Genomic DNA, 13,149 nt, shown 5'->3' on the forward strand with positions numbered 1-13,149 from the left:
TGAAATTAATTTTTCACTCCTTTTTGTTTATACTTTAAAGCCTTTTATGAAAGTAATTGGTAAGCTTTCTTCGCGCCAGTTACACAAGCATCGTAATGTTCTTCAGTGATCTTCTCGTCGATGATCGATTTGAATTCCTGCCAATACGGTCCAGTATTCTCACCATAAACGCCGAAGTAATTGAACTCTACATTCTCAAATTCCGGATTCTTCTTCAATTGTTTTGCGATTACATTTCCGCCAAGTGTAGAGCCTTCCATCACATAAAGTGCGCCAAAAGCCTCAGCTTCGTTTTCCAAATTTTGAGTTGGAACTTCGCTTTTGGTTTTTATATTTAAGTTATTGAGGTCAGTTTTAACGGCGTCGATCTTGCTTCTTAATTCCAATTTAAGTTCTGGATAGTTTTTTAGATTTTCTTGGATCTGAGGTTCGTACCTGCTGATCAGTTTATAATTGTAGATCAAAAGTGTTTTGTAATCATCCAGTGTGTAGGATTTGTCAAAGATCTTTTGAGATTGTAATTTTGCCTCTGTATCGTCGTGTTGTTGTTTGGTCTGTTCTTTAAGAAATACTGAAATCATAGTCAGGTTTTTGAAATTTTAATATAAAGGTCGTCCCGATGCCGCTTTCGCTTTCGTAGCTGATCTCACCGCCCATTTTTTCCATCAAATGATGTACGATACTGAGACCAACACCATTGCCATGGAAAGCTTTTGCATTGCTCATCCTGCTGAATATCTTGAACATTTTGCCTGCATCTTCTTTATCGATCCCGATTCCGTTATCTGATATCTTGTAAGTTACACCATTTTCGTAGACTTCGCCTATGATCTTTACCTTTGGTTTTGAGGATCTGGAAGAGTACTTGATGGCATTTCCGATCACGTTCCCAAAGACTTGGTAGACCATTGTTGGATCGCCCATCACTTCCGGTGTGTTTTCTATAATGATCTCTGTATGAGGTGAGTCGAAGCTTATTTTGGAATCCTCTGCTAATTTATTGATCAAAGAATCTACCTCGATCTTTTTAAGTTCTATTTCTGATTTTTTTATTTTACTAAGTTCCAGAACATTCTTGATCATATCGCTCATAGAATCTACCTGTCCAATGATCGTGTCCAGAAACTTCTGAGACTTTTCGTCGGGCTGCTGCATCCTTTTCATCAATTGTGCATTGAGCTTGATGACGGTCAATGGCGTATTGAGGTCATGGGAAATCGTGTAGGAAAATGAATCCAACTCTTCGTTCAATTCTTTCAGCTGCTCATTGAGGTCAGAGATTTGAGAAGACTTTGTATGAGAAGCTTTTAGGATGACAGATGTGATCCATTTTGCTGATTCTATTTCTCTTGTTTTCCAAGGCAGAGCCGTATCCTTCACATATTCTTTCCAAACTTCGAAGGATTTTCTGGGCGAAAATTTGATGATCTCCACACCATCTTTTATCTCAGATATGGTTTCCTTTTCAGGATTTCCTGCCCATTTTATTTTTTGGCCTTGCTCTTTTCTCATCCAGATCAGCATATCAGACGTATTATTTCCCAAAACGCTGATGATGATACCGCAGCTTACTTCAGAATTATCTAATTCTAAACCGCTGGTTTTGCAAAAAGTATTGGAAATAAAGATGTTCTCTTCAAAATCTTGATTGTTGTCCTTGCTCCATTGGATGATCTTTTCGATGTCGGAGTTGTTTGGGACATTACCGTGGGTCAATATCTCATTGTTGATCTTGATGATCATTCCCTCGGCATCACAGGTATTCATGATATCCTCGATGTTGTTTTCCAGACTTTTTCCGAAATCCTCTTCATTCAAAAGATTTTTTCTAAGCGAAATATTATTGAGATTGATCCTTTGGTAATCTTCCAGAGTCTGCAGCGATAGGTAGGAGGCAAAAGCATTAGCTGAAGTTCTCGTAAGGGTCTCTACCAATAATCTGGATTGTAGGTCAAGATGTTTGGGTTCTGCGTTTTGACAGGCAACCAAACCCCATAGTTTTCCATTGACAATGATCGAAGCACTGAAACTGGATTCTACGCCGGCATTCTTAAGGTATTGTCTGTGAACTGGTGAAGATGATCTGGTCACGCTATAGGTCAGGTCAATATTTTCTTTCTGGACACCGTAGATAGGATAGGTCTCGCCTGAAACGTGGGACGTGATCCTAACGGTATTTTTTAGATAAAGCGCTCTTGCCTGTGCCGGAATATCAGATTCTGGATAGTGGAGGTGCAGATAGCTTTCCAAGCCAGGTTTTACAGATTCTTCTATCACCTCGCCGCTGCCATCATAAAGAAATTGATAGATCATGGCTCTGTCAAAATCAATGATCTTTTGAACTTCATCCAGCAATAGTTTCCAAACATTATCACCGTCTGACATTCTGAGGATATTTTGAATGGCTTTGTATTCCTTATTGATCTTGTGGTTTGGAATTACTTTTTCGATCTCGTAAAATGTGAAACCCTTATTCGTATGGATAGAGAGTGTGTATTCTTCTTCTTTGAATGTGATGTGCTGAATGGCGAGCTCGTGGTCATTAGAAAAATTATCCCAATTGATATCAAGCTGAAGCTCATCAAACAGAACCTTGATATCTTTTCCTAATACCAACCTGGAATCCTGCGAGAAGAGATCCAATATATTTTCACTGTAAAAAGTGATCTTAGAGTCTTTGGTGCCTAGTAGATAACCGTATTTCTGAACTTCTCCGCAAATGTGGATCGGTTCCTGGTCGCAATTAATATATTCCTTTGGATACATTTGTTTCTTACTTATTTGATGATATTCTTTGTGATTCCAAAGTAAAATATACAGATGTTAATGATGTAAAGATATAAAATAAAAATCTTTTTTTTACTTGAATTTTATGTTGTGCTGTAATTTTGTATTCCAAGGTATAACTATTTTAAAACAAATAAGTTATGATTTGTAGTCGATCAGTAAAATGAAAAAAAGACATCAATTTTCATCAATGTCTTTTATAAAGTATGGAAGATGTATCTACTTCATGTCGTACATCATCAATGCAGTGATCAGTTTTGGCTCGATCAAAGTACATTTTGGTGGCATTTTGATTTCCTTGTCAGAGATTTTCAGAAGATCGTTGAAGCTGATCGGATAGATCCCAAAACCAACTTTGAACTCTCCAGAATCTACTTTTTCTTTCATTTCAGAAATTCCTTGTGTGTCAGAAGTTCCTTTTAGATAGGTGATCTTGTCTGTATGTTTTGCATTGGTGATCCCGAAGATCTTCTCAAAAATATACTTGTCAACCAAGTGATGATCCAGGTCATTTTCATTTTTGAGCTCCTCACGGATGTTGTGTTTCACGTGCAGACTGTAAAATCTACCGCCAAGATACATACTGATGTGGAATTTTTGAGAAGGAAAGTAAGGTGCTTCCCCTTTGTCGTGGATCTGGAAATCTTCTTTTAATTTTTCAAGGATCTCGTCATGAGACAAGCCATTTAGGTCATTCAGAAGACGGTTGTAATCGTTAATTTTAATAGATTGATTGGAGACGATAAAGCTGTAAACAAAGTTGTAATGCTCTGTTCCGTGCGACCTTTTGTATTTGTCTCTCTGTTTTTTCGCATACTCTGCAACAGATCCAATCCTGTGGTGTCCATCCGCAATGTAAAAAGAATCGATTGGATCTAGAACTTCCTTGAACTGCTGAAGTTTCAATCGGTTATCGATTTTCCAGATCTTGTGTTTTACGCCTTTTTCGTCTTTGTAATTAATGATGGGAACATTTTTTTGCTCGTGTGTCATCAATAGTTCAACCTTGGAATTGGAATGATAGGTCAACAGAACTGGCTCAGCCTGGATATTGACCTTCTCAAGATAGTGCGCCATTTTCATTCTGCGTTCTGTGATCGTAGATTCGTGCTTTTTGATCTTTCCTTCCCAGAAATCGTCTACACTTACAAGTCCAAGAAGCCCTCGAAAAGTACTTTTGTCTGGCAATGTCTGTTCATACAAATAATAAGAAGAATCGTCCTGGGTCAGTTTTTTCTCTTCCAAAAGTTCCTCATAATTGGACCTGATCTTTCTGAAGTTTCTGTCAATATCTTTAGATTTGCTTACTACAGCAGGTTTGATCATTTGAATATAGGAATTCTCCTGCTGAGATTTTTTGTTGATCTCTTCCTGAGTGAAATTATCCAAAGAATAAGTCGGGAAAATATCTACAAAATCGTGGTTAGGTCTGATTCCTTTAAATGGTTTAAATACTGGCATTTATATTTGATCTTTCAGTTTAATAATTTGAATTGCTAGTTCTTCTCCAATTCTATTTTGTGCATCTATCGTATTTCCGCCCACATGTGGAGAAAGTGACATTGCTGGATTCATCAATATTTCAACTTCCGGTGTTGGCTCTTTTTCGAAAACGTCCAAAGCTGCTCCGGCTAATTTTCCTTCCTCTATCGCATCGATCATTGAGACTTCATTGATGACGCCTCCTCTTGCTGTATTGACTATGAATACGCCGTCTTTCATCATGGCGAACTCATTGGTGTCAATTAAATATTGATTAGTCGATCCTGTATTCAGGCTAATAAAATCGGAGTTTTTTAGAACTTCATCTAAAGTTACTGATTTTATTTCGAAATTCACCGTTTGTCCGTCGAAGAAACTGATTTCTGCATTTTTGGTTGTGGGTGTTCTGTTGTAAGCTAAGATTTTCATTCCCAAAGAAATACCGATCTTGATGACTTCCATCCCAATATTTCCCATCCCGACAACACCTAGTGTTTTTCCGGAAAGTTCTGAAGCATTGTTGAAGGATTTTTTAAGCGCATTGAAATGGGTTTCTCCTTCCAAAGGCATCAATCTATTGCTCTCATGAAGAAATCTCGCTAAGGAAAAAAAGTGTGCAAACACCAATTCTGCAACAGATCTGCAGGAAGCTTTTGGGGTGTTGATAATATAGAGGCCTTTATCAATGGCATATTCCACATCAATATTATCCATGCCAATGCCGCCGCGTCCAACTATTTTGAGATTTGGACATTCATCGATAAGGTTTTGTCTTACCTGTGTAGCACTTCGTACGAGAAGAACATCCACATTATTTTCATTAATGAACTTGCTGAGATGTTCCGGTGAAACGCGACTTTCCAAAACCGTAATGTCGGCTTCTTTCAAAAGTCGAATCCCCGATTCTGAGATCCCATCATTGGCTAATACAATCATGTTTAATTCAAAAATGCTTTTATTATTGATTTTCCCTGAATTGTATAACTTAGATTTCAAGGTGTGCTAAGATACGATATTTTCCCAAATTAACATTCATTTAACAAAAAACGTCTTCAAACAAATTGAAGACGTTCTATATATTTTTGCTTCAGATCTGCTATCTAAAGTTTATGGTCATATTTTAAATGCTTTTCATCACATCTACTAAAACCTGCACGCTTTCTATCGGCATTGCGTTGTAGATGCTTGCTCTGTAACCGCCAACACTTCTGTGTCCGTTCAAACCACTGATTCCTGCTGCTTTCCAAGCTGCATCAAAAGCTTCCTGCTTGGATTCGTCTGTCAAAGTGAAAGTCACATTCATAAAAGAGCGGTCTTCGATTGCAGCAACACCCTGGAAGTTTGGATTGTTGTCGATCTCGTCATAAAGCAATTTGGCTTTAGCATTGTTTCTTGCTTCAGCTGCTGCAATTCCACCGTTTTCTTCCAAATGTTTTAATGTCAGATAAGACGCATAAACTGCAAAAACTGGAGGCGTATTGGACATTGATTCTTTATCGATATGAACTGAATAATCAAGGTAAGTTGGAATCATTCTTCCTGTTTTTCCTAGAATTGATTTTTTCACCACAACCAAAGTTGCACCGGCTGGACCCATATTTTTCTGAGCACCTGCATAGATCAGGTCAAACTGAGAAAAATCCAATTCTCTGCTGAAAATATCAGACGACATGTCACAAACCAAAAGCGTGTCAACTTTCGGGAATTCTTTCATCTGCGTTCCAAAGATCGTATTGTTGGATGTGCAATGGAAATAATCATATTCTGAACCTACTTTAAATTCTTTCGGAATGTAAGAGTAGTTAGCTTCTTTGGAGGTGGCTACCACATCTACATTGCCAATCATCTTCGCTTCTTTGATTGCGCCTGCTGCCCAAGTTCCTGTATTAGTATATGCTGCTTTTCCGTCAACAGAAAGAAGGTTGAAAGGGACCATCAAAAACTGAAGACTTGCGCCACCCTGAAGATATAATACTTCATAATCATCGCCCAGATTCATCAATCTTTTTACGATAGCACGGGCTTCATCCATTACTGCTACAAAATCCTTGCTTCTGTGAGAGATCTCCAAAAGTGATAATCCTGAATCATTAAAATTAAGAATCGCTTCTGAAGCTTTCTGAAAAACTTCTTGTGGTAAAATACTTGGACCTGCGCTGAAATTATGTTTTTTCATTCTAAAGTTTATTTTGTTTTGGTAATAATTTGGTGTTGTGATTTAAAATTATTCGTTGTGAAGGAATGCTTTTTTCGCCAAAAGTTGTTCTTCTGTTTCCACGTTGTCTTCGTCTGGAACACAACAGTCAACTGGACATACAGCCGCACACTGAGGCTCCTCGTGAAAGCCTTTGCACTCAGTACATTTATCGGTCACGATGAAATAATAGTCATCTGCAACCGGTTGTTGCGCGGCATCTGCATTCACAGAAAGTCCAGATGATAGGACTACCATTCCTTTCAGATCGGTTCCTTCGGATGCTTTCCAATCTACAGCTCCTTCATAGATGGCGGTGTTCGGACATTCCGGTTCACAGGCGCCACAATTGATACATTCATCAGTTATCTTGATAGCCATTGCTATTTTATTTTTAATTTTGTGCAAAATTACAAAAAAAAAGCCAGCTATGCTGAACGAAAACAAAATTTTGGGACTCGAAAAATTAGGAAATTTCATTAATGAATTCATTCAAAAAGATGAAGATTCTTATCACGATAAAGAAGAACGATTGGCGTATCTGATGAAGCGTTCCGAGATAGAAAATCCTTGGTTTACAATAGAAAATCAAAAGTATAATTTGAAACAATGGGCAGGACTTTTCACCAAAGAAAATATTGAAAGTTGGCTGTCAAAATATGAACTTTCTACAACGCCAAAAAGGGTAGGGCTTATCTTGGCAGGAAACATTCCGATTGTTGGCTTTCACGATATTATTTCGGTGGTTTTGAGTAATCATGTTCCGATTATCAAGTTGTCTTCAAAAGACAAATTGATGTTGCCATTTCTATTAGAACTTTGGAAAGAATTTTCTAATAATGAAATTGAATATGAAATCGTAGAAAGATTGGAAAACTTCGATGCTGTGATTGCTACTGGAAGTAATAACACGGCGAGATATCTGGAATATTATTTTAAAAACCATTTGAGTATCATTAGAAAAAACAGAACATCTATCGCTGTTTTGAAAGGTGATGAAACGGTAGGAGAACTTCAGCTTTTGGCAGATGATATTTTCCGTTATTTTGGTTTAGGTTGCAGAAACGTGACCAAACTTTTACTTCCAAAAGATATGAAAGTGGATGGCTTGTTTGAGAACTTTGTTAAATACCAAGACGTCATCAATCATAACAAATACGCTAATAATTACGACTATAACCGCGCCGTTTATCTTTTAAATCAAGACTTGTTTTGGGATAATAATTTTGTGATGCTGAGAGAAGACGAGAAGTTGTTCAGTCCATTATCAGTCGTCAATTTTTCACGATATGAAACGTTGGATGAAGCAAAACAGTTTGTAGAAAATAACAGAGATGAGATCCAGGCTATTGTTGCGAAACCAGAACTGGGATTGGATTCTATCGGTTTTGGAGAAACACAAAATCCTTCATTAGATACTTATGCAGATGATGTGGATACGATGGCTTTTTTGAGCGTGATTTGATCCTTTAAACCAAATTAAATACCACTAATAGAAAAACGGATTCGAAAGTTTCCGTTTTTTCATTATATGTGACAGCTAAAATGAGAAATCAACCAAAAAAGAAATCAAAAAGACAAGTATTCATCTTGTCACCCTGCTTGATTGTGATTGATGTGATTTTTTATTAATTTAATGCTAAATTAGTTCCGATAAAAATTTGATGTTAATTTGAATCTTAATCTGAATTATGAAATTAAGAATACAGTTTTTATTGATTCTATTATTAGCTGCCTGCACAAGTAAAAGCGGATCCGGAAATTCTGATTCCTTGGAAGGTCAGCAATGGACCTGGGGAAGACGGGATTCAAACACAGGAATTGGTGGTGGGAACTCGTGGCGATTCCTGGCTGGTCAGCGTTTTACAGGAACCAGCTGGTACTCGGGAGGCGCTTACTGGACGCGCGATTTTAGCGGGTCTTATTTTTATGATCCAAAAAAACAATGTGTTTATCTAAAATACGATAAAAACAATGCGCCTACCGAAACCACCAGGCAGAAACTGCAAATGGTCATCACAGAAAATGATACCATTTTGATGGTCAAAAATGGTTGGGAGAAATCAGAAGGCGCATCGCGAGATCTTAATTTGGGCAAACTTCCTAACATTATAGAAGAAAACGCAAAATTCAAGATTGAATATCTACACAAGTAAGATGTCTCACTTCTGTACGGTTTCTTTTCTAAATTTTGTGATCACATTATACAATTCGGCAGCATCGATGTCAAGTTCCGCCGGGGAAGATGACCGTTTGGGTCTACCAATCCGTTTGTTATCATGGAAGATAATTTCTTTTTGATCAGCGGAAGATATTGCTCCGGATGATCAACGGTAAGTCTGACCAAGGTATCTGCACCTACCTTTTCTAGATTGACATCAATAATATCTGTCCAGCGGATAGATCCGGCTGCTTTGCTTACAGCGGTGGTTTTGGAGGTGATGCCCTCGTTGTTTAGGACTACCAAAGGCGATTTGTCCTGAAGCGTCATCAATTTTTTAACGATGATAATTGCTAAAATAACACTGAAAATTCCTGTCACGGCTGCTAATTTGGTACCGATTTGTCCATCGAACAAGCCGATGCTGTAAAGAAATGTGCCGATGAAAACGACTAACAATCCTGTACAGATCAGGATAAGATTCATTGATTTTTTTCGGTCTCTATAAAATTCCATTTTGATGAATGATTTGATAATATTAATGATCTAGTTCCAGTCTACATTTAGTTTGTTCTCGTCTGCAAAGGCTTTACCTGTATTCATAAGATCTGTGTACATCTTTTCAAACTGTGCCGCATATTTTTGCTCGATTGATTTTGCCAGTTCTTCTTTCTTTGTCTGATCTGCCTTGCTGTCGCAAAGTTTGGCGTAGTTGGTGTACTCGTTTTTGTAGACTGGGATGACGAATTCATACAGTGCGATGGACTTTTCCTTGATAGCTTTTCTGTCATCAGAATTGGCGTTCAGTGCTTTTATATCGTTGAGGGACTTTTCCATATACAGTATATTATTGCTGATGAGTTTTCCGGCTTCATCGCCATTTTTCTTGCTGGATGGGATATCCGGAAATTCTACCGTCTCATCATTGATGTGCTTTACCAATATCGGCGTGCCAAAATCACTGATCGTATTGGTGTTCAAAATAGCAGTGGCAAAAAACTTATCGGCCGGTTCTGCACAGGATTGGGCGAACAGTGATAAAACTAGAAGTAATGCGATGCTGTAATAATGGTTAAACGTTTTGCTGATGTTGTTCATTTTTTTTATTGATTTTAAAGTTTCTTATTGATATTTAATAGTGCTCTAATTAGGTTTGCTCGGTCTCAAAATACCGATGACCAAAGGTAAAAACCTGTAAGTGTTGAGGTCATCGTGGTAGCAAATTTTAGAGCTTTGGACCAATCTGGAAACATGATTTTTGTAAGCGCTTCATTCTCCGATGCTTTATTTATCGACTTTTTGGGATGTTTATACTATTGTCAATATCCATTGGTCAATAAAATGATGCAATAACTATATTTCTACCATCAACTTCATCTAAAAAATTTCAACAGGAATCCATTGCTGTATTGATATTTTAAATATATTTGTGAGACACATAAATGATTTTCTAATGATTGCAAAAGTCCAATTTTGCCTTTCTTTGGCAGTATTTTCACATCCGCAAAAGCGCCTTTCAAAAACGATTCGACTCACATGTCATCACTTGCTGATGTAATTGTGGTATGTATGTGAATCCCGATTGGACGATGGTTATTCTTATGATATTTCATTGGTGTGTACTCAAGATCATTTATTAATAACTTAAAAATCCTAGAACATGGCTTTAGAAAATTTAATCAGCGTCGAGTTCACCAATGCAGAACTTGCACAATTAGACACAGCGTTTGGTACCATAGAGACGGTGCTGCAAGGTAAAACCATCAATCTGACTCCCGAGCAGAGACAACAGTACGGCAGCATCGCCGAGCAGAACAAGCTCTTTGTCAACAAGGCCAAAAGCTACATGGAGCAATACCCGCAGTATGTGCCTCCATTTTTGGACAAACCCGAATATGACAAAGATTTCGCAGCAAGGCAGCAGCTGGAAAGCAGAATGCAAAAAATGAACTCGCTAACAGAGCAACTATCAGACACCAAGATTTTGCTGGATTTTGACAACTATCACAACTCGCTGACCTTTTACCGAAATGTAAAATACCTCTCCAGCGAAAACGTGCCAGGCACCAACGTCATCTACAATGATATGAAACAGTTTTTTATTGCGCCAACATCCACCATTCCTGGAGATTCTGAAAAATAGAGTTAATCCGAAGGGGGTGGTTCGGGAGGGGGGGTATCCCCGGTTCAGAACCACCCTCAACCCGGTTCTGAAATGGTTGCACCCGGTTCCGAAAGACCCTAGACTCCTTGCCTAAGTGGTCTCCACCACTTACCCAACCACCCGCAGCCGGTCAATAACCACCCGAGACCACCTGGCTAACCGCCTGCAACCGGTTAGGTAAATGGTTACAGGTGCTTCTGAACCACCCGCAACCACTTGATCAACCACCTTTGGCCACTTGCGAAGTGGGTGGAGGTGGTTTTTAAAAAAATAGAGAAGGCCTTTATGACATTTCTTTGGTTGCTTTGTGAAGATCATCTTGTCCTATTGATGCCTCGTAGAGGTAAATTGTTAATAGATTAAATATCATTTGTGGGCTAGCTCCGTAGGAGCGACCTGTTAATAAACAAAAGATGGCAAATACTTATACACAAATTTATATTCAAATTGTTTTCGCCGTAAGAGGAAAGCAAAACCTGATTCCAAGGGAACGTCGCGAGGAATTGCACAAATTGATCACGGGTATCATTTCCAATAGAGGACAAAAATTATTCGCCATTTTTGCAATGCCAGACCACATACATTTATTGGTCAGCATGAGTCCCAATATTTTAATTTCCGACCTGGTAAGAGATGTTAAAGCAGGTTCATCAAAATTTATAAATGAGAGCAATTGGGTAATAGGCAAATTTAATTGGCAGGAAGGTTATGGTGCATTTTCGTATTCCAAAAGCCATTTGGACAAAGTAGTGAATTATATTTTGAACCAAGAGGCACATCATCAAAAGAAAACCTTTAAAGAAGAATATTTGGATCTTCTGAGGAAATTTGATATCGATTATGATGAAAAATATGTTTTTGAATGGATTGAACAGGGCGGTGATTGACAGGTCGCTCCTACGGAGCTTTGGTTGATTGTATGATTCCATTCTATTAACAGGCCGCTCCTAACGGAACTCTGCATAGACTTTAGACTAATTGGTTATTAACAGGTCGCTCCTGACGGAGCTCTGTATAAGCTATAGACTAATTTGCAAATAGCTCCGTAGGAGCGACCTGTTAATAGGAAAAATTACATGATTACAAACAGCTCCGTAGGAGCGACCTGTTAATCACAAAAAATTAGAACATATGGAAAATCTCATTTTTTTTCTATTTCATCGAACCCATTGATTTTAATCATTTTTTTATACACATGATTAAACTACAAATTAGACCTTCGTGCTATGGGAAATAACAACCGCACAGATTCCCATCTGTGCTTTTTCATGTTTGAAAATCAACTCACTACAAACCGTGATTTTTGAAAATTACACTTTTATAATGGTTTTTCGTATGGAACGGCGTGATACCTTTGTTCCATTATTAACCAATAAAAATTTAGTATTATGAAAAAAATTATTTTTGGTGCTTTTGCACTAATGACCATGAGCTTCTCATTTGCACAATCCAACATCGACCTAAGTGCACAAATTGGAAATCTGAACACTGCTACAGTCGATCAGACAGGATACTCGAATTTCAACGCTTTACTACAGGATGGTAATCGCAACGATGCAGATATCGACCAAGTAGGTTGGGTGAATACCAATGTGGCTCTAAGTATGGGAAATCGTAACTCCATAGATGTGGAACAATGGGGAATTGGAAACGCCAATACGACCAGCCAATATGGAAACAGAAACTCTGCATCGACTTTGCAAGTAGGCTGGTACAACGAGGTAGATCAGCTTCAGATCGGTAACAGAAATGATGCGTCTGCAACACAATGGGGTTCTGATAACTACATCAGCCAATACCAAAATGGTAGAAGAAACACTGCAACAGCACTCCAAATTGGTTCTGACAATGACATCTATCAAGACCAAATGGGTAGAAGAAATGATGCCTATGCTCTACAGGTAGGATCTGACAACTACATCCACCAATTGCAAGATGGTGATGATAACAGCGCAACTCATCTACAGGCAGGTAATAACAATACCGCGGATTCTCATCAATATGGAGATGATAACACGACTATGGGATTACAGGTTGGTAACGGTAATCAATTGTACCAATATCAATATGGGGATGACAACATCGCTATGGATGCTCAGCTTGGTAACAACAACTATACTGATGTGACTCAAACTGGGGATTCTCATTTCCATGCAGGATTGCAAGTAGGTAATAGCAACTCATTAATCGTGAATCAATCCAACTGATCATTACAAAGCTTTTAACCTTGTAAGTAGATAGGAGAAACTTAGGTTTCTCCTATTTTTTTAGCTAAAAAAGTACTCACGGAAAACCGTGATTTTCTGCCAGTAACTATTAACGGTGTTTTTTCCATACCTGCATTCAATTACTTTTATAAAA

The 13,149-nt window shown here is 38.1% G+C and carries 13 protein-coding genes; 5 read left to right on the forward strand and 8 right to left on the reverse strand.

Annotated elements, in window-relative coordinates; translation table 11 throughout:
- Positions 1-44 precede the first annotated feature (44 nt).
- The 6 genes from AXA65_RS01925 to AXA65_RS01950 form a co-directional block, all read right to left on the reverse strand.
- Positions 45-581 (reverse strand): biliverdin-producing heme oxygenase, encoded by a 537-nt coding sequence (locus AXA65_RS01925; RefSeq protein ID WP_063968447.1) that lies wholly within the window; start codon positions 579-581, stop codon positions 45-47.
- Positions 562-2,766, reverse strand: a complete 2,205-nt coding sequence (locus AXA65_RS01930; RefSeq protein ID WP_063968448.1) for an ATP-binding protein — start codon at positions 2,764-2,766, stop codon at positions 562-564. Before AXA65_RS01930 ends, AXA65_RS01925 begins: the two co-directional genes overlap by 20 nt.
- 240 nt (positions 2,767-3,006) lie before the next feature.
- Positions 3,007-4,248: a DUF1015 domain-containing protein gene (locus AXA65_RS01935; RefSeq protein WP_063968449.1), complete on the reverse strand. Its 1,242-nt coding sequence runs from the start codon at positions 4,246-4,248 to the stop codon at positions 3,007-3,009.
- Positions 4,249-5,205: a D-2-hydroxyacid dehydrogenase gene (locus tag AXA65_RS01940; protein ID WP_063968450.1), complete on the reverse strand. Its 957-nt coding sequence runs from the start codon at positions 5,203-5,205 to the stop codon at positions 4,249-4,251. It lies immediately after the preceding gene.
- 184 nt (positions 5,206-5,389) lie between these two features.
- A complete protein-coding gene (serC, locus tag AXA65_RS01945; RefSeq protein ID WP_063968451.1) occupies positions 5,390-6,445 on the reverse strand; it encodes a 3-phosphoserine/phosphohydroxythreonine transaminase in 1,056 nt (351 codons plus the stop codon).
- Positions 6,446-6,493: 48 nt separating this feature from the next.
- Positions 6,494-6,844 carry a 4Fe-4S dicluster domain-containing protein gene (locus tag AXA65_RS01950; RefSeq protein ID WP_028121422.1) on the reverse strand — a complete coding sequence of 117 codons (351 nt, stop codon included), beginning with the start codon at positions 6,842-6,844 and terminating at the stop codon, positions 6,494-6,496.
- Between the two features lie 49 nt (positions 6,845-6,893).
- Here AXA65_RS01950 and AXA65_RS01955 point away from each other — a divergent pair, with 49 nt between their 5' ends.
- A complete protein-coding gene (locus AXA65_RS01955; protein ID WP_063968452.1) occupies positions 6,894-7,928 on the forward strand; it encodes an acyl-CoA reductase in 1,035 nt (344 codons plus the stop codon).
- A 226-nt stretch (positions 7,929-8,154) separates the two neighbouring features.
- Positions 8,155-8,619 carry a hypothetical protein gene (locus AXA65_RS01960; RefSeq protein ID WP_063968453.1) on the forward strand — a complete coding sequence of 155 codons (465 nt, stop codon included), beginning with the start codon at positions 8,155-8,157 and terminating at the stop codon, positions 8,617-8,619.
- Positions 8,620-8,660: 41 nt separating this feature from the next.
- On the opposite strand, the gene AXA65_RS01965 is transcribed toward AXA65_RS01960, so the two are convergent.
- The gene (locus AXA65_RS01965; RefSeq protein WP_131797736.1) at positions 8,661-9,140 is read right to left on the reverse strand and encodes an STM3941 family protein; all 480 of its coding nucleotides are present in this window, start codon (positions 9,138-9,140) and stop codon (positions 8,661-8,663) included.
- A 30-nt stretch (positions 9,141-9,170) separates the two neighbouring features.
- Entirely contained in the window at positions 9,171-9,722 is a 552-nt protein-coding gene (locus tag AXA65_RS01970; protein ID WP_063968455.1) for a hypothetical protein, read from the reverse strand.
- A 562-nt stretch (positions 9,723-10,284) separates the two neighbouring features.
- On the opposite strand from AXA65_RS01970, the gene AXA65_RS01975 reads away from it, so the two are divergent.
- The 3 genes from AXA65_RS01975 (at position 10,285) to AXA65_RS01985 (ending at position 12,995) form a co-directional block, all read left to right on the forward strand.
- Positions 10,285-10,767: a hypothetical protein gene (locus tag AXA65_RS01975; protein ID WP_063968456.1), complete on the forward strand. Its 483-nt coding sequence runs from the start codon at positions 10,285-10,287 to the stop codon at positions 10,765-10,767.
- Between the two features lie 434 nt (positions 10,768-11,201).
- The gene (gene tnpA / locus AXA65_RS01980) at positions 11,202-11,675 is read left to right on the forward strand and encodes an IS200/IS605 family transposase (RefSeq protein WP_063968457.1); all 474 of its coding nucleotides are present in this window, start codon (positions 11,202-11,204) and stop codon (positions 11,673-11,675) included.
- Positions 11,676-12,176: 501 nt separating this feature from the next.
- A complete protein-coding gene (locus AXA65_RS01985) occupies positions 12,177-12,995 on the forward strand; it encodes a hypothetical protein (RefSeq protein WP_063968458.1) in 819 nt (272 codons plus the stop codon).
- Positions 12,996-13,149 lie beyond the last annotated feature (154 nt).

The sequence above is a fragment of the Chryseobacterium sp. FP211-J200 genome (genome assembly GCF_001643375.1).
In the GTDB taxonomy this organism is placed as follows: Bacteria; Bacteroidota; Bacteroidia; order Flavobacteriales; family Weeksellaceae; genus Epilithonimonas; species Epilithonimonas ginsengisoli.